Raw genomic sequence first — 18692 nt, 5'->3', positions numbered from 1 at the left:
GATGGCTTTTTTAACAGAAGAGCAAATTAAAGCCATGGGCTTTCATCACGTAGGTGAAAATTGCTTACTTTCAGATAAGGCCTCTTATTATAATTGTAAAAATATTAGTATTGGTAGCAATACTCGTATAGATGATTTTTCAGTACTATCTGCCGGGGATGGTGGTATAGAAATTGGTGAGTATGTCCATCTTGCGATTGGTGTGAGTCTCATTGGGGCTGGGAAAATTTCAGTTCAAGATTTTGCAGGACTTTCATCTCGGGTTTCGGTCTATAGTAGTAATGATGATTATAGTGGTCAGTTTATGACGAATCCTATGGTGCCTAGTCAATACACAAATGTGACGAGTTCGGATGTAATAATTGGAAAGCATGTAATTGTTGGGTCTGGAAGTGTGATTTTGCCTGGTGTGACTTTAGAAACAGGTGTTGCTGTTGGTGCATTAAGTTTAGTAAATAAAAATTGTTCAGAGTTTGGTATTTATATCGGGACTCCTGTAAAACGAATTAAAGAGAGAAAAAGAGATTTACTTGAGTTAGAAATAAAACTAAAAAATGAGGGATCTATTTAGTATGAATATATTGGTTTCAGTCTGTATTGTTACCTATAATCAAGAAAGATTTGTAGAGCAGACTTTACAAAGTATTCTGAATCAAAATACAAATTTTCAGTATGAAGTTATTATTGGAGATGATTGCTCTACTGATTCAACTAGAAAAATAATAGAAGATTTTTTACTAAAATATCCCGATATTATAGTTCCAGTTTTTCATGAGAAAAATATTGGTCCTTTAGAAAATCTTAAGGCGGTGTATAGAAAAGCGAAAGGTAAATACATTTATCATCTCGATGGGGATGACTTGGCTCTTCCGGTTAAATTGCAACGGCAATTTGATGTCATGGAATCCAATCCAGATTGCGTCATCTGTACTCATGATATGCGATATATTGATGCTGAAGGAAATAAGGTACGAGAATGGACCCATCAAAAGGGTAAATTCGATTTAAATTATTTATATCTAAATTTACCTTTTTTTGCACATTCATCAAAAATGTTCCGAAATGATTTTATGTTTGATTATTTTGATGAATTGCACCCTCAAGCATTAGATATTGAAATACATATTGAGCAGGCCAAAAAAGGATTAATTTATCATTTAGATGAAGAGTTGGGGGCATACCGTGTAGATGTTGGAATTAGTACTATTGGAAAAAAGATTAACCCAATTTTACCTATGGGTATAATGAGAGTATATGATAAGAAATTGGTGGAAGAAAATGATTTATATAAACTTGAACAATTAAGAAAAACTTATTCTAAGTATACGCTGCAATATGCCCGCCAATTTCATCAAACTGGAAGTGATTATGACTTATATTGTGAGTTGGTTAAAAAATCTCTATCTATAAGATATTACACCATCAGACAATTAAAATATTTTATTCTAACCCTTTTGCCAAAGTCAGTATACTTGATGAAAAGCAAATAAAATTTTTAATCACATAATTGAAGAATTTTTTTCTGCATATTGTCCATACACACTTTATCTATACATTCTTGGTTATATTTATAAGGATTTTGCACACATTTTTCTAATGCAGAACTAAGAGCTCTAATATTTTGTTTAGGAACTAATCCAAATTTTGCAGTATCAAGAGTAAATAAATCTGTAATACCAGCTGAAGAGTCATAACTAATAACAGGAATACCAAGAGCAATTGCTTCGGCTAATGTTACTGGACTACCTTCGTATAAAGAGCACATAACAAGACTCTTGCTTTGTAACATTAGTTGATGTGGTTCATCTACCCATCCAAGAAAATCTATTCTATCGGAAATATTAAGTTGTTTTGCTAGGTCTTTGAGTTTCTGGCATTCAGGCCCATCTCCAACAATGGCCATTCTTCCCGTGAGATTACTCATAGCAAATGCTTTAATGGCATGGTCTACTTGCTTAATTTGAACTAAGCGCCCAACAAAAATTACATCCCATTTCTTTTTAGTAAATTTAGATCGACCTATAAGATCTTTAGGTAACTCTACACCATTTGCAATAGTGATAATTGAATTTGGTTGTGTATGAATCTTTGCTTTATATTCTAAGTCACGGTTTACTGTAATTAGGTTTTTATTCTTAAATAATTTAGAAAACTTTCTTTTATTTCTAAAAAAACGAAAATACTCTTTGATTTGTTTTAAAGGATTGTTAAATCTTCTAATCTCTAAAAGATCTCCATGAATCCAATACCAGATGTTTTCTTTTTGGGTTAAGTATTTGCCTAGGTAATATCCATTATGAAAACCAATAATTATTAAATCAAAATTTCTCTTATTTATTAATGATGAAAAATTTTGCAGCTCTTTTGTCGAAAGTTCTTTAAACTTCCAAAGCTTACCAAATGCAAATTTTGTATCAATATTTAAGTCAATATATTCGATAGATGGGTCAACTATTAGTGTATTTTTACTTGAGTTTAAAACAGCAAGAGTTACTAAATGCTTGCTTTTTGCTAGATTATGCGCAAGCGCGAGAGTAATTTTTTCAGCCCCCCCCTTACCTAAATCATCTACTATAAATAAAATTTTTTTCATTTAAAAAATTTACTCTTTATCCGCATTCCCCGCCAACACCATATAAATCAGCCCCACAAAAATCACAAACGCACCGCCAATAGAACTTAAGCTAAAGTACAAAATGCGGTCATTAGTGTCTAAGGCAAACAGATTGTTGGCCAGAATATAACGCATGAATAACCATTGAGCGACAGCAAATACAATTAGCATAATGCCACGATTACGAACTGCAGGACGCATAGCCATAGTAATGCTCAACTCAAAATTCAAAACGAAGCGCTATTATGCCACTAGCTTGGCTTTATCTCAATTCATAAAAAAACCCTGCAAATTTGCAGGGTTCTTCTCACATTCTCAAAACTTATTCTTGAGATTCTGCTTTTGGTTTTTCACGTAAACGAATACCCAAATCACGTAATTGAGTCGCTTCAACTGGTGCTGGTGCTTGAGTCAATGGACATTCAGCTGTCTTGGTTTTCGGGAAGGCAATCACATCACGAATAGACGATGCGCCTGTCATCAACATCACCAAACGGTCTAAACCAAATGCCAAACCACCGTGCGGAGGCGCACCGTATTTCAACGCATTCAGTAAGAAACTGAATTTCTCTTCGGCTTCTTCTTCTTCAATACCTAAAGCTTCAAAAATCGCTTTTTGCATTTCTAAAGTATAAATACGCAGTGAACCACCACCAATTTCAGTACCGTTCAACACCATATCATAGGCAACAGATAATGCTTCACCTGGGTTGCTCTTCACATCTTCAACGCTTGATTTAGGCAAGGTGAATGGGTGATGCACAGAGGTCCATTTACCATCCTCAGTTTCTTCAAACATTGGGAAATCAACCACCCAAAGCGGAGCCCATTCGCAGGTTGCAAGGTTCAAATCGTGACCGATTTTGACACGGAGTGCGCCCATTGCATCGTTTACCACTTTGGCTTTATCTGCACCAAAGAATACGATGTCGCCATTTTCAGCGCCTACACGTTTTAATAAATCAAGCACGATTGGCTCAATAAATTTCACAATTGGAGATTGTAAACCTTCAATGCCTTTTTCAAGCTCATTGACTTTAATATACGCCAAACCTTTCGCACCATAGATGCCTACAAATTTAGTGTATTCATCAATCGCACTACGTGGCAATGAACCCGCGCCAGGAACGCGAAGGGCAACAATACGACCTTTCGGATCTTTCGCTGGGCCAGCAAATACTTTGAACTCAACGTCTTGCATCAAGTCAGCAACGTCTACCAATTTCAGTGGGATACGCAAGTCTGGCTTATCAGACGCATAATCACGCATCGCTTCTGAATACGGCATACGTTGGAATTTGTCGAATTTCACGCCTAGAAGTTCATCGAACATCTTCACGGTCATGCCTTCCATCAAATCCATAATATCATCGTCACTCATGAACGATGTTTCAATGTCGATTTGAGTAAATTCTGGCTGACGGTCTGCGCGTAAATCTTCGTCACGGAAACATTTAGCGATTTGGTAATAACGGTCAATACCACCCACCATCAACAATTGTTTAAATAATTGTGGAGATTGTGGCAGAGCATAGAAGCTACCGTTAGATACGCGGCTTGGCACTAAATAGTCACGTGCACCTTCAGGCGTTGCACGTGTCAAAATTGGTGTTTCAACATCCAAGAAACCATGATCATCTAAATAGTTGCGAATCAGGTTAGTGACTTTTGAACGGAAACGTAAGCGATCTAACATTTCTGGACGACGGATGTCCAAGAAACGGTATTTCAAACGAATTTCTTCTGAAATGTTGGTATTTTCATCGTTCAATGGGAACGGAGGCGTTTCAGATGCTGCAAGAACTTCAATTTCCTTGCCTAAAACTTCAATTTGTCCACTGACCATATTGGCATTTTCTGTGCCTGCATAGCGACGACGTACACGACCTGTGATTTTTAATACAAATTCTGAACGTGCTTTATCTGCAGTTGCAAATGCTTCTGGGGTATCTGGGTCAATTACGACTTGCACAAGACCATCACGGTCACGCATGTCTAGGAAAATTACACCACCGTGGTCACGACGACGGTGTACCCAGCCACACAGGGTCACGGTTTGATCAATTTGAGCTTCGGTTAAAGAACCGCAATAATGAGTTCGCATCATAGCGTTAAAAATCCAACTATATGGGTTAAGGAAGCGAATACGTAAACAGCGCACCGCCTTTAGCAAAGGTAGGATTATGCCTCTTTGGGCATGTGGCGACAAGAACCTACTGCAAAAACAGCGGGTTTTTAGCAGGAATCTGCTTCAAACTGAAGAATGTAGGCAGAAGAGGACAGAAGTAGGGCGATAGAGCGTTTATTCCATGCGTCCTTGAAAATCTAAAAACAAAAATAACAGGCAGCCCAAACTCAACATGAGTAAGGCACCTTGGGTAAACTCATTGATGGCACGTCCTGTAAAATAATATAGTTCGGCTTGCCAAGTCGCATCGGGGATATAACGCGCATAATCCCAAAGTGAAAAACCACCACATACAATCGACAAGAGAATGAGAGCGATGGCATAAACGCGAATTTTTTTGCTTACAGAACTGACCTGCCGATGCTTGCGATAATAATGCAGGCTCATACATAACAAAAAAGGCAACGCCAAAATAGAACTGCCAATTTGTAGTACGCGATGCATCGGATAAATACCTGTGCCTAATTGTACCGATTGCGCTAAAAAATCCTGAAAGGCAAAACTACGAAAGTCGTGATGGGTTAAACCATCCCAAATTAAATGGGTGGCATTGCCAATCAGTAAGGCGAGAATCAAGCCACATACAAACCCAAGTGCAGATTTTATTGTGTTTAGATTTAACGGGTGATGGATTCCCACAAAGCGATACAATGCAGGGCGATAGAGCAAATACCACAGCGCACAAAAGACAAGACCCAATAATAAATTTGGATACAGCAATGCTGACCATAAATGTGGAGTGGGATCATGACGCAAAGTAAACAGACGGTGTAAATCTGGCAACATCGTACCTATAGCGAGTGCAGCGATAGGCAGACGTTGTCCTGAAAGCTTGGCGAGTGGTGGGGCAAGTACCGCATGTGAGAGCGTAAAGGGCATACCAATTCAAAGTAAATAATATAAAAAATCAGAATAAATTGTGATGAATAGCTTAATTGAGAATACAGAGGAACAATGTTTTTTATTGCAATGTTAATGAAATGTTATATTATAACATCAATTATTTTTGCTAATTTGAGCATGGGTCATGTCGTTCCATAAAAATTTAATAACACTTTCCATTTTTTCAGTGCTGACACCTGCAGCATTTGCCAATACTGAAAGCAGTAGTACACAACTGGAAACTATTCAGCTACAAGCACATCCTTTGGTGCAAACTGCAGCAGATTTTGCAGTAGCAGATCATGTGATTGATCAGAAAACGTTGGCAGAGCGGAGTACCACTATAGGTGATGCGATGGCAGATGAGCTAGGCGTATATTCCAATCAATATGGCTCAGGCTCTAGCCGCCCTGTGATTCGTGGACAAGATGGCCCACGGGTTAAAGTGCTGCAACATGCTTCAGAAACTGCCGATGTTTCTACACTTTCACCTGACCATGCCATCACTGTAGATCCGATTTTAGCCAAACAAGTTGAAATTATTCGTGGCCCATCAACATTACTTTATGGTGCAGGAACGGTTGGTGGCTTAGTTAATGTGACCGATCAAAAAATTCCAACTCAAATGCCAAATAATGGTTTAGAAGGACAGGTAGGTTTACGTTACAACACAGGTAGCGATGAAAAGCTAGTGAGTGCGGGGGTAACTGCAGCACTCAGTGATCAATTTGCGCTGCGTATTGAAGGTTCAAAACGTAAAGCCAATGATTACATTACCCCAAACTATTGGGTAGAGCATCATCATACAGAAGTACATGTTGAACCAGATGGCTCAACCCATACACATGAACATGAAGAGCTTGTAAAAGAACGCCGCGTGGGCAATACCTTTGCCGAAGGTCAAACGGTGAATATTGGTGGCTCATGGATTCATGATCGTGGTTTTGTGGGCGTGTCATATAGTAATCGTCAGGATAAATATGGGTTGCCAGGGCATAGCCATGAATATCATGGTTGTGTATTGCATGATGATCATTTTCATGGTTGCCCAACGCCTAATTCAAATGCTGTTGAAGAACATGCACATAGTGGCCCATGGGTAGATTTAGAATCACATCGTTATGATTTGCGTACCGAACTTGATCAGCCCTTTGCAGGCTTTGATAAACTGCGTGCGCATGCCAGTTTTACAGATTATGAGCATAATGAATTAGAAGAAAATAAAGTCATCAGTAACTTTAAAAGCAAAGGCTATGATGCACGTTTAGAATTGGTGCACAAACCCCTTGCAGGTTGGGAAGGTGTGTTTGGTACACAGTTTAGCCAGCATGAAATTGATTTGACTGGTCAGAAGGAAAAACATGATGATCATTATCATGAAGCAGTACCTATGCCAGATACGAAAACACAAAAATACAGCTTATTTGGTTTAGAGCATAAACAATTTGGTGATGTACATGTGGAACTTGGTGCGCGTTTCGATCATCAAAAAGTGAAAGCAGATTCGGATATAAAAGATTATTCAGGTACTGGTGTATCTGCTTCTGCTGCAGCCAATTGGCAGTTTGCACCCAACTATAAATTGTCACTCACAGGCTCACATCAGCAACGTTTACCTGTAGCGCAAGAGCTCTATGCTGATGGCTTACATTTCGCAACCAATACTTACGAAGTGGGGAATCCTGATCTAGATAAAGAGACATCTAATAATTTAGAGTTAGGTTTGCACTATGAAGCCGACAAACTCGATTATTCGCTGCATGTCTACCATAATTGGTTCGATGATTATATTTATGGCGCAACAGTAGCGCAGAAAGGTAATTTGCGTGGTGTGGAATATACTCAAGACAAAGCCAAATTCTACGGTACAGAAGCCAAGTTAGGCTATCAACTGAGCCCAGATTATAAACTCAGTGTGTTTGGTGATTATGTTCGTGGCGAAATAGATAACCAAAATGCACCACGTGTACCTGCAGGCCGTTTGGGGACTAAAGTGGATGCCAACTTTGCCGATGGTTGGTCGGGTATGGCGGAATACTATCGTGTATTTAAGCAAGACAAAATTGCAGCGTATGAACAAGAAACAGAAGGCTATAACATGGTCAATGTTGGCGTAGCTTATGCAGGAAACTATGCCAATAAACAAGATTACCGTGTGTATTTTAAAGCCAACAACTTGTTAGATGATGAAGTCTATTCACATGCATCTTTCTTGTCGCATATTCCACAAGTGGGTCGTAACTTTACAGTTGGTGTGGAATTTGGCTTCTAAAATTCAATTTGCTTTGAGCAGGATGTCTGCGTGAAAACACAGAAATCCTCTTGAAAATCCAAACAATTAAACCTAGTCTGAGCGCATCGGACTAGGTTTTTTGTTATGCGTATCTTTCAGCGAATTCATCAAAAATTGAATTGGTCGCCTCGGGCGTATGTGGGACTTATTATAAGTTTTCTGGCTTTAGGTTATTTGGCGTCTGCGACCTACCACAGCTTAAAACCATTGCCCGAAGGGCTGAATTACACTGGAAAGTTACGTCATGCGCCTATTAAATTTATTGCCGATCAGACCTATATCGACGCGCAAGGTGTTCAGCAACAACAGCATCAAATTTTTAATGAAATTTTAGAGCTGATTGATGCAGCACAAAGCACCATTGTGTTGGATATGTTCTTATTTAACTCTGAAGTGGGAACGTCTAAACAGCAGCATCAACCGCTAACGCAGCAACTCACCGATGCTTTAATTCATAAACGTCGGATGCAGCCGAATATTGAAATCAAAGTCATTACTGATCCCATTAATTCGGTATATGGTGGCATCGCACCTGAGCATTATCGTCAATTGCGTCAGGCGGGTATTGACGTGATTGAAACAGATTTGACCTCGCTGCGCGCTTCGAATCCGCTGTGGTCGGGGTTTTGGTATCTCTGCTGTCAGGGCATTCCAAATAATGCCGAAAAGGGTTGGCTACCCAGTCCGTTCGGCAAAGATAAAATTACCTTACGTAGTTATTTTAGCTTGCTTAATTTTAAAGCCAACCATCGTAAAACCATGGTGGTCGATACCGCCGAAGGTTGGAAAGCATTGGTCACGTCGTTTAATCCACATGATGGCAGTTCACGTCATTCTAACAGCGCTTTATTGGTGACGGGCAATACCGCAGTAGATGTGTTGAAAACAGAACAAGCCGTCGCGCGGATGTCGCAGGGCAATCTGTCTGGTGTGATTGTGGGGGAGTTTGAGGCAGACTCGTCTTATCCTCAAGTGCAAGTCATCACTGAACAAGCCATTTTAGAGGCCAGTTTGACACTCATTCGGCAGACCAAAGCGCAAGAACATCTGGATTTGGCGATGTTCTATTTATCGGAGCGACAAATCATCAAGGCACTGATTGCTGCACAGCAACGTGGCGTACAGGTGCGGGTATTACTCGACCCGAATAAAGATGCTTTTGGACGTGAAAAAAATGGCATTCCAAACCGACAGGTGGCGGCAGAATTACATGCTGCAGGGGTGAAGGTACGTTGGTGTAATACCCAAGGTGAGCAATGCCACAATAAAATGCTGATGAAATCGAATGCCACACAGGCTGAGTTGATTTTAGGTTCTGCTAATTTCACCGCACGTAATTTAAAAAACTATAATTTAGAAAGCAACTTGCGTGTGGTCGGACAGGTGCAAGACCCTGTATTTCAGGATGCTCAATACTATTTTAATACCGCATGGTCAAACCTTGAGGGTAAAAATATGAGTGTGGATTATGCGGTTTATGCCGATGAGTCGAAGTGGAAATATGCGCTGTATCGCTTTATGGAATGGAGTGGTTTATCGACCTTTTGATTTTTTAATTGTATGCCTTGAACTCAAAAATCCCTCTTATTGAAAGAGGGATTTTTTTGAGCCGAATATTACTTTACAGGATTTGGCGGCACCATTTCATCCAAATCTTTATCACTCATTTGATCTAACTCGGCAATATCGGTTTTGATTTTCCATTGTGCTTCATCATCCACAGGATTCGGTAAACGCGCTTCTAACCAATCACAAACCACATCTGGGCTAAATTCTGGATGGTTGCATTGAATTACCCACGATAAAAAATCTTTGGCTTCACCATTCATATACGGTGGCGGTGAAACAGGTAAGAATTGAGTCGGCAAGCGCTCATCTCTGGAAATATAATTCAGCACATGTCCCAATTCCTGCACAGTTTGCCATGCTAACGGATGTTCTACATCAATTTGAAATTTGAACCACCATGCATGCTGACCGTCTGAACCATAAGCGTCTACACGGGCTTGCTGTACACTCGGAACTTTGCAGAAAAACTGATGAAGGCGGTCAAAATTTAATTCAGGCACGAGGTTTCATCCAATTTCAAAAAAAATGTATCTTAGCATAGGGGTTGGAGATATTTCATAAATGGCGAGCCGTGTCGGTGAAATCTGCGGAGACGAAAGTTTAAAATTGCTGATTTTTTATTCATTGTTTATCCTTAATTTGAGCTTAGAATAAAAATATGAAAAAAAATAGGAGTGCTAGATATGAAAGTGGCGATTTTAACTGCATTGAGTGGCATGCTATTTTTAGGTGTGTCGATGCAGAGCTTGGCCGAAACCAATCGTTGGGCAGGATATACAGGCGTCAATACACAGCGTGATCAGCATCGTCCTTATTCGCCACAACATCGTCCTGCTTATCCGCAGCATCGACCTTATCATTCACAGCAACCCTATTCCTATCCACCACATTATCCATACCATCAACGACCTGTGCCGCAGTGGGGGCAGCCCACGATTCGTAGTGGCATCAATATTCAATACAATGCGCCAAGTACTGTGCAATATAACCACCAAAGTTACAGTTGGGTAAATGGTGAGCCAAGTAGCGCACATATTGAAAGTTCGACCTATCGTGTGGTGACCGACTGGCAGCACTTGGGTTTACCCGCTCCGCCACGAGGTATGTACTGGATTTTTGAACATGGGCGTTATGTGTTGGTGGCAAATCGTTGAGAAAAAAGTGAAATCATAGACATCAATGCTTCTAGATATTGAGTATCTAGAAGCATTTTTTTGACCTATTTTAGATTTTTACGCCAATTCATCATCTTCTGGGCGAGGGGTTTTGCCTTGTGCTAAAGGCTTTTCACTGTGCTTGTCTCGAATAACGGAAGGGTAATGCCAAGATGCAAAACGCACCACTAAAATTGCAGCGGCTAAAATTAAAATTGAACCAGTAATAATCACTAAGTCGAGATCAGCTTTATGGTCGTGTTGAATATCTGAAATTAGCAAACGGGTTAGTGCGGTAATGGCAATATAAATTAAAAAACGCACAGGCATGTGATTGGTTTTAAAATAAATACCCACCATTGCACCTAGTTCTAAATAGATAAAAAGCAATAAGATGTCATCAATAGTGGCATATTGTTTGATGGTGAAAATATCAATTACCGTATGTCCAGCAGACCAAATGACCATACAGCCAATGATAAAGAGCGCAAGATAATGAAAACTTTCTACAGCCCAATTGCCATATTTGTCTAATAGGCTTTCAACTGCTTGAATATTTTTATCTATTTTTGAACGACGTACTGCCATTTTCACCTCCTGTTTGAGTATGGATATTCAGACTTCAACAAAGGTGATGCAAATTTCATGCACAAATTAGAATAGGGATATAAAATTTAGTACAAAAAAACGCCTGATGATTCAGGCGTTTTTGCGATAATGTATTAATTAAGACTGGTTAGTGAAGTAATCTTCGCTGAAGTTCATCACCACTTCTGCACCCGCTTTCACTTTGGTAATGCGTAAAGTCAGTTCTGGCAAAATACGTTGTACAAAGTACAGTGCCAATGACAATTTGTTTTGATAGAACTCACCCTCTTTTTGCTTGGCTGCATTGGCAATGCGCGCAAACATATATGAGAAGCTGAGCAAACCTACCGCATGTAAATAATCAACCGCTGCTGCGTTCGGGAAATCTACATTTTCTTTGGCTGCATTTAAAACGTATTGAGTCACGGATTCAACTTCAGTCGCTGCATCTAAAGTTGCATCTTTAATGAAGTTGAGGTCTGCATCTAAACCATTGGTGAAATCACGGATTTCTGCAATGTATTCTGCAATAAATTCGCCATTACATTTAATGGTTTTACGACCAATCAAGTCTTGCGATTGTACGCCGTTGGTGCCTTCATAAATTTGGGCGATACGTAAATCACGAACACATTGCTCCATACCCCATTCACGGATATAACCATGACCACCGAAGACCATTTGTGAATCAATTACAGCGTTAAATGCAGTATCGGTTAAGTAGGCTTTGGCAATTGGAGTTAACAATGCAACACGGTCATTGGCTTTTTTCACAACTTCTGCATCGGTAGAGAATTTAGTGATATCCAATTGTTGACCCACATATACCGCAAATGCACGTGAAGCTTCGTTATTGGCACGTGCATTGAGCAGCATACGACGCACATCGCCATGCACCAAAATGCTATCCGCTGCTTTGTTTGGTGATTTTACGCCCGATGCACTACGGCCTTGAATACGGTCAGTCGCATATTGCGCAGCATTTTGATAGGCAAATTCAGATGCACCTAAACCTTGAATTCCCATAGACAGACGTTCGTAGTTCATCATTACGAACATGGCAGCCAAGCCTTCGTTTTCTTTGCCGACCAAGTAACCTTTGGCACCATCAAAGTTCATCACACATGTTGCAGAGGCTTTAATGCCCATTTTGTGTTCGATTGAGCCTGGACCTACTGGGTTGCGCTCACCCAACGAACCATCTTCATTCACCAAGAATTTTGGCACGATGAATAAAGAAATACCGCGTGAACCTGCAGGAGCGTCTGGTGTTTTCGCTAAAACTAAGTGAATGATGTTTTCTGCGAGGTCGTGATCACCACCTGTAATAAAGATTTTAGTCCCTGTGATGTTGTACGTACCGTCTGCATTTGGTTCTGCTTTGGTTTTAATAATCCCGAGGTCTGTTCCTGCATGTGGTTCAGTCAAACACATGGTACCTGACCACTCACCTGAGTAAATTTTAGGTAAATAGGTTTCTTTCTGTTCTTGTGATGCATAACTGCTTAATGCCATGCCTGCACCGACAGATAGCAGTGGATACAACATGAAGGATGGGTTGGTGGCAAACAGCATTTCATCTGACAATACTGTCAGCATTTTTGGCATGCCTTGACCACCCCATTCTTCATCTGCGCCTAAACCAATCCAGCCGCCTTCGGCATATTGTTTAAATGCTTCTTTAAATCCAGCAGGTGTGGTGACTTCGCCATTGTTATAGGTCGCGCCTTCTTCATCACCGCTACGGTTAATAGGCAACGTCACATTTTGGGCAAATTTTGCCATTTCTTCCAAAATTGCTTCAGCCGTTGCAGCATCAAGGTGAGCGAGGTTTTCATTGTTTTGCCAGAATTGTTCTGCATTGAATACATCATTTAAGATGAATTTCATATCGGCAAGTGGGGCATTATAAATTGGCATGTGAGTTCACCTGTTTATTGTTTGAATCTTGATTCGTTGAGTTCAGTGTAATCTACAATTGTGAATGTTGTAGACCACTAAAGCGAAAGAATGCTTTATTTATAAAGAAAAAGGACTGTCAATGCTATGACCGTCCTTTCTCAATTTCTGTACTCAAGAGTACAACATTTTGAATATCCCGCTAAATATGTTCAATATTTAGCGAGTTTCAATTTTCGCTTAGAAAGCAAAGTGTTCAGCATCTAATGCAAATAGTGGCTCTACACCTGTTGCAATCACGTCTACGTGTGAGCGAACACGTGGCAAGATTTTCTTGAAGTAGAAACGTGCAGTCGTCACTTTCGCATTGTAGAAGTCTACATCGGTTGTGCCCGCTGCAAGTGCTTCTTGAGCGACCAATGCCATACGTGCCCATAGGTAAGCCAGTGTTACATAACCAGAGAAGTACATGTAGTCTACTGCTGCAGCACCTACTTCCTCAGGGTTTTGCATTGCACGCATACCAATTTGCATAGTCAAATCGCCCCATTCTTTATTGAGCGCTGCAAGCGGTTCAACAAATTCTTGCATTGCTGCGTTGTCTTTGTTAGCTTCTGCAAATTTATGGATGATTTTGGTGAAGTCTTTCAACATTGCACCTTGTGTACCCAAAACTTTACGACCTAACAAATCGATTGCTTGAATTTCAGTTGTACCTTCGTACAAGCATGAAATACGTGTATCACGCACAATTTGTTCCATGCCATGCTCAGAAATGAAGCCATGACCGCCGAAGACTTGCACACCATGTTTTGCAGATTCAGAACCTGTTTCAGTTAAGAATGCTTTTGCAATAGGCGTCAATAAAGACAAGATGTTGTCAGAGAACTTACGTTCTTCTTCAGTTGCACCTTGTTCAACGATATCTGCGTGTAGAGACAACAGATACACTAATGCGCGACCACCTTCAGCAAACGCTTTTTGAGTCAATAGCATATTGCGTACAGCAGGATGCACAATAATTGGATCTGCTTCTTTTTCAGGGGCTTTCGGACCAGAAAGTGAGCGCATTGCCAAACGGTCTTTGGCATAAGTCAACGCACCTTGGAAAGAACCTTCAGATGCTGCAAGACCTTGTACCGCTGTACCGATACGTGCAGTGTTCATGAACGTGAACATGCAGTTTAGACCACGGTTTTCAGGGCCAATTAGGAAGCCTTTCGCGTTATCAAAGTTGATCACGCAAGTCGCGTTACCATGAATCCCCATTTTGTGTTCGATTGAACCACAACGTACACCATTACGCTCCCCTAAAGAACCATCTGCATTCAGGTTGAACTTAGGAACGATGAACAGAGAAATACCTTTAGTTCCTTTAGGTGCACCAGGTAAACGTGCCAATACGATGTGCACGATATTCTCTGCCATGTCATGTTCACCAGCAGAGATAAAGATTTTCTCGCCCGAGATTGCATAGCTTCCGTCGGCCTGAGGTTCAGCTTTAGTACGGATAATACCCAAGTCAGAACCTGCATGAGATTCGGTTAAACACATGGTACCTGTCCACTCACCTGAAACAAGCTTTGGCAGATAGGTTGCTTTTTGTTCATCTGAACCGTGGTGTTCTAAAGTACGTACAGCACCATGAGAAAGACCTGGGTACATGCCCCATGCCCAGTTTGCTGTACCGACCATTTCTGAAATCACGTTTCCTAGAGAAACAGGTAGACCTTGACCGCCGTATTGTTCTTCAGCAGAAAGAGACGGGAAGCCAAGTTCGATATATTTTTGATACGCTTCTTTAAAGCCCGTTGGTGTAGTCACCACGCCATCATTCCAAGTACAACCTTCACGGTCACCCACTTGGTTTAACGGAGATAATTCGTTTTCACAGAAATCTGCTGCAGCTTCCAAATATTGGTCAACCAATTCACGGCTTACGTTTTCTTGGAATGCAGGTAATTTTGCATAGTGATCTTCGGCATTTAATAATTCATGCAAAACGAATTGCATATCACGTAAAGGCGCTTTGTATTGTGGCATATCGGTTTCCTCAATACTGGTTTGACCAGCGTTATATTTTAAATGGATTTCAGCGCATGCCTTCTCAGACATGCCATGTTGGAATGGTTGTAATCGTGCAACATCTTCTAATTCGGTACAAGCATCTGCATAGCATTTCTTGGTGACTGCAAAGTCAAAGATTTTTATCTTGAAATGGCTAAGTTACTTGAGTGTAAACAGTTTTGCTGAATTTGAAATGATACAAATAGTCAAAAAGCGTAAAGAGATATGTCTAAGTGAAGTGGATAAAAAGGTAAATAAAAAGGCACTCAATCGAGTGCCTTAGAGTCGTGTAAGTGTGTGCTCACCTGAATGCATTAGCGCGAAATAGGTGATATTCTCATTTGTTGCATAGGTTGATTCGGCTGAAAACGAACCAAGCATTGTCCCTTGAGTTGTAGTTCGCCCAGTTTCACTTGAACGTGTTGTCCATGCATTTTTCCTTCACAGGCAGCACGCATGGCCTTTTGATGCGCTTGATGTTGTGCTAATCGTTGATCGTACCGTTTGGTCATTTCAGCACGTTGCGCATCGGTCAGCACTTCACCACGTTGTTGCATACGCGGCATTTTTGCACGCATGGCTTGGTGTTGTTGCATCGCATATTGGCGATGTTGTTTAAATGACTGGCGATCAGGCTGGAAACGCATCGTACAGGTACCTGCGAGTGTTTGATCACCTACTTTTAATTGTAGATTTGTACCTACTGCTTTGTTGTCACAAGCCTGTTGCATCTGCCCACGAAATGCGCGGTGTTCTGCACGCATGGCACGATATTGCTCGCGTTGTTCAGGACTGAAGCGTTGTCCATCTTGAGCATAATGTTGTTTAAACATACGTGTTTGTTGTCGTTCGGTCAGATCATTACTGGTTTGGCATGCAGTTAAAATCCCCATGCCCAAAACACTTGCCCCAAGTAATGCGATTTTCGTCATCTGTTTCATCTTCAAACTCCCCAACCTGCTTTTAACTTCACTCAGTTAAGATTAAATAATAAAGATGAAGAAACAATGGAGAGTTTTTTCTAGCACTGTTGGTTACAATGCTCAAAATCAATAAGAAAAGCTGAGATTGCGCTTTTGAAAATTCGCCGTATTCCCATCGCATTACGCCTGTTTCTCACAGTGCTGCTGACGACCTTACTGATCACCACGGTCAGTTTGGGGGTATTGCATGTCAATATGCAGCGTAATTTCAGTAAATACGTGGCTGATGTCGAAATGCAAAAGCTGGACTTAGTCATTCAAAACTTGGCAGAAGTCTATGCGGTATATCACGATTGGGGCAACGCCATTCAGGCGCAAATTCTCCAAATTGAAGGTGAAGCTGCGCCCGATGATTATGACCGTTTATCGCGGTGGTGGTTACGTCGTCAGTATGACATTGCTTTGCAGCAGCGTTATTTTCAGGAACACACCCTCGCCAATGTAAACTCAAGTGTAGTCGAGCCTGAGCCAGGCAAACGACAAGCCAATGCGGAAGAACTTCGCTGGTTAGAGCTGAATTTACCTTCACAATTTCAGCCATTTGAAGGTTTAGTGTTTCCTTTGAGTGCCAATCAGAATGCTTTCCGTCCTGATCGTAAAAATGAAGGACACCAAAACACGACAGAATCATCTGGAAAAAAACAATTTATTTCGATGCCTGACCGTTTAGGCTTGAGTTCACGCTTATCTTTATATGATGCCCAGCGGCAATTTGTAGTGGGAGAGCCTGCTGAAACTCAAATTTCCTTTCGTCCAATTATGGTCGGTGAAAAAATCGTGGGTTATCTGGGCTTAAAACCTGTGTTAGATCAGGAAGATGCTTTAAGTATTAATTTTTTTAGTAAACAAACTCGTTATTTATTATTGGCTTATGCTTTAAGTATTTTGGCGAGCTTGATTGCTGCCTTATTGTTGGCGACCTATTTTAAAAAGCCAATTCAGCGCTTATTAAATGGCACACGTGAATTAACCAAAGGCCATTATCAGCATCAGGTCAAGGTCAATCGTAATGATGAGTTGGGTGATTTATCTACCGAATTGAATCATTTGGCGGTGATTTTAGATCAACATGAAACTTCACGTCGTCAGTGGGTGGCAGATACTTCGCATGAATTAAAAACGCCATTGGCGGTGTTGCAGGCGCAAATTGAAGCCATGCAAGATGGTATCCGCAAAGCCACACCAGAGCATTTGGCTGCGATGATGCATCAGGTCAATAATCTGAAAAAACTCACACAGGATTTATCGGACTTGGCGCAAGCCGAAGCCATGCAGCTGAAATGCTATTTCTCGAGCATTGATCCATGGCAAGTGATTGAGCAGGAAATCGAAAGCTTTAAGCCGAAATTTGAACAGGCGCAGTTGGACTTGATCGTGTCGGGTGAAGGCACGCAATTACAATTGGATATAGACCGTTTTAAACAAATTATGCTCAACTTGCTCAGTAATAGTATTCGTTATACCGAAGCGGGTGGGCAGGTGCATATTCACACCAGTCAAAGTGCAACAGAATGGACAGTGTATGTAGATGACAGTCCGTTTGGTTTAAGTGATGAACAATTGGCACGTTTGGGTGAGCGTTTTTATCGTGCCGATGATTCACGTACACGCGCCACAGGTGGGACAGGTTTAGGTCTGGCTTTATCGGTCAAAATTGCCAAAGCATTGGGCGGAGAGTTAAGTTTTGCACATTCACCGTTGGGTGGTTTACGCTGCAAATTAAGTTTTCCAAAAATCAAATCTTGAAAGACTTTAAGGAATCGTGCATGAAACATATCTTGCTGGTTGAAGATGAAATTGAACTTGCCCAATTGGTGCGAGATTATTTAGAAGCTGCTGGTTTTGAAGTCAGTATGTTTCATGATGGACAAGAAGCCTATGACAGCTTTTTGCAGCGTAAACCGAGCTTGATGATTTTAGATTTAATGGTACCGCGTATGGATGGTTTGACCATTTGCCGCAAAGTGCGTGAACAGTCCGATGTGCCTATTATTATGGTCACGGCACGTACTGAAGAAATTGATCGGGTGCTAGGCTTGAACATGGGCGCAGATGATTATGTATGTAAGCCTTTTAGCCCGAAAGAATTGGTGGCACGTGTGCAAGCGGTGTTGCGCCGTTTGGAGCGTAAAGTTGAACCTGAAAGCAATGATTTATTCCGCATGGATAAAGCACAGCAGCGCATTTGGTATCAACAAAAAACCTTGAATTTGACCCCAACCGAATTCCGTTTATTGGAATTGTTTTTAGAGCATGTCGGGCAGGTGTATTCACGCGCGCAGTTGCTAGACCATATTAACCCAGACAGTTTTGAAGTGGCAGATCGTGTAATTGATAGCCACATTAAAAACTTGCGCCGTAAAATTTCTGACGCTGCCGAAACGGGAAATCGTCATGAATGGATTCAGGCGGTGTATGGTGTGGGCTATCGTTTTGAGTATCCTGAAGAGTGATT

At 41.0% G+C, this 18692-nt stretch carries 16 protein-coding genes; 7 read left to right on the top strand and 9 right to left on the bottom strand.

Going from position 1 to position 18692, the window contains the following annotated elements; translation table 11 throughout:
• Position 1: 1 nt before the first annotated feature.
• Entirely contained in the window at positions 2–571 is a 570-nt protein-coding gene (locus J4G44_RS00255; RefSeq protein ID WP_131261830.1) for an acyltransferase, read from the top strand.
• Between the two features lies 1 nt (position 572).
• Positions 573–1490 (top strand): glycosyltransferase family 2 protein, encoded by a 918-nt coding sequence (locus J4G44_RS00250; RefSeq protein WP_131261831.1) that lies wholly within the window; start codon positions 573–575, stop codon positions 1488–1490.
• A gap of 5 nt (positions 1491–1495) precedes the next feature.
• Here the strand turns inward: J4G44_RS00250 and J4G44_RS00245 are convergent, their stop codons facing one another.
• From J4G44_RS00245 to J4G44_RS00230, 4 genes are all read right to left on the bottom strand, one after another.
• Entirely contained in the window at positions 1496–2593 is a 1098-nt protein-coding gene (locus tag J4G44_RS00245; RefSeq protein WP_207973733.1) for a glycosyltransferase, read from the bottom strand.
• A gap of 9 nt (positions 2594–2602) precedes the next feature.
• Positions 2603–2821, bottom strand: coding sequence for a hypothetical protein (locus tag J4G44_RS00240; RefSeq protein WP_104852495.1), 219 nt, complete (start codon positions 2819–2821; stop codon positions 2603–2605).
• Between the two features lie 115 nt (positions 2822–2936).
• Positions 2937–4721: an aspartate--tRNA ligase gene (gene aspS / locus J4G44_RS00235; protein WP_179988683.1), complete on the bottom strand. Its 1785-nt coding sequence runs from the start codon at positions 4719–4721 to the stop codon at positions 2937–2939.
• 195 nt (positions 4722–4916) lie between these two features.
• Positions 4917–5681 carry a DUF4184 family protein gene (locus J4G44_RS00230; RefSeq protein ID WP_180060996.1) on the bottom strand — a complete coding sequence of 255 codons (765 nt, stop codon included), beginning with the start codon at positions 5679–5681 and terminating at the stop codon, positions 4917–4919.
• A gap of 148 nt (positions 5682–5829) precedes the next feature.
• Here J4G44_RS00230 and znuD point away from each other — a divergent pair, with 148 nt between their 5' ends.
• Entirely contained in the window at positions 5830–7956 is a 2127-nt protein-coding gene (gene znuD / locus J4G44_RS00225; protein WP_207973732.1) for a zinc piracy TonB-dependent receptor ZnuD, read from the top strand.
• Positions 7957–8061: 105 nt separating this feature from the next.
• The gene (locus J4G44_RS00220; RefSeq protein ID WP_207973731.1) at positions 8062–9525 is read left to right on the top strand and encodes a phospholipase D family protein; all 1464 of its coding nucleotides are present in this window, start codon (positions 8062–8064) and stop codon (positions 9523–9525) included.
• Positions 9526–9593: 68 nt separating this feature from the next.
• On the opposite strand, the gene J4G44_RS00215 is transcribed toward J4G44_RS00220, so the two are convergent.
• Entirely contained in the window at positions 9594–10046 is a 453-nt protein-coding gene (locus tag J4G44_RS00215; protein WP_004975032.1) for a hypothetical protein, read from the bottom strand.
• Positions 10047–10229: 183 nt separating this feature from the next.
• Here J4G44_RS00215 and J4G44_RS00210 point away from each other — a divergent pair, with 183 nt between their 5' ends.
• Complete coding sequence (locus tag J4G44_RS00210) at positions 10230–10700, top strand: RcnB family protein (protein WP_004975035.1); 471 nt, start codon at positions 10230–10232, stop codon at positions 10698–10700.
• Between the two features lie 78 nt (positions 10701–10778).
• Here J4G44_RS00210 and J4G44_RS00205 read toward each other — a convergent pair whose 3' ends face one another.
• From J4G44_RS00205 to J4G44_RS00190, 4 genes are all read right to left on the bottom strand, one after another.
• The gene (locus J4G44_RS00205) at positions 10779–11288 is read right to left on the bottom strand and encodes a phosphate-starvation-inducible protein PsiE (RefSeq protein ID WP_004975036.1); all 510 of its coding nucleotides are present in this window, start codon (positions 11286–11288) and stop codon (positions 10779–10781) included.
• A 138-nt stretch (positions 11289–11426) separates the two neighbouring features.
• Positions 11427–13208 carry an acyl-CoA dehydrogenase C-terminal domain-containing protein gene (locus J4G44_RS00200; protein ID WP_154320360.1) on the bottom strand — a complete coding sequence of 594 codons (1782 nt, stop codon included), beginning with the start codon at positions 13206–13208 and terminating at the stop codon, positions 11427–11429.
• A 219-nt stretch (positions 13209–13427) separates the two neighbouring features.
• Complete coding sequence (locus J4G44_RS00195) at positions 13428–15230, bottom strand: acyl-CoA dehydrogenase C-terminal domain-containing protein (protein WP_026438352.1); 1803 nt, start codon at positions 15228–15230, stop codon at positions 13428–13430.
• Between the two features lie 338 nt (positions 15231–15568).
• Positions 15569–16195: a hypothetical protein gene (locus tag J4G44_RS00190; protein ID WP_207973730.1), complete on the bottom strand. Its 627-nt coding sequence runs from the start codon at positions 16193–16195 to the stop codon at positions 15569–15571.
• A gap of 135 nt (positions 16196–16330) precedes the next feature.
• On the opposite strand from J4G44_RS00190, the gene baeS reads away from it, so the two are divergent.
• Together baeS and J4G44_RS00180 are read left to right on the top strand one after the other, a co-directional pair.
• Positions 16331–17983: a sensor histidine kinase efflux regulator BaeS gene (gene baeS, locus J4G44_RS00185; RefSeq protein ID WP_004975048.1), complete on the top strand. Its 1653-nt coding sequence runs from the start codon at positions 16331–16333 to the stop codon at positions 17981–17983.
• Between the two features lie 20 nt (positions 17984–18003).
• Positions 18004–18690, top strand: coding sequence for a response regulator (locus J4G44_RS00180; protein WP_168418565.1), 687 nt, complete (start codon positions 18004–18006; stop codon positions 18688–18690).
• Positions 18691–18692 lie beyond the last annotated feature (2 nt).

Source organism: Acinetobacter towneri, from assembly GCF_017498585.1.
GTDB lineage: Bacteria > Pseudomonadota > Gammaproteobacteria > Pseudomonadales > Moraxellaceae > Acinetobacter > Acinetobacter towneri.
Note: the sequence above shows the minus strand (reverse complement) of the source record. Positions and strands in the feature narration are given on the sequence as shown.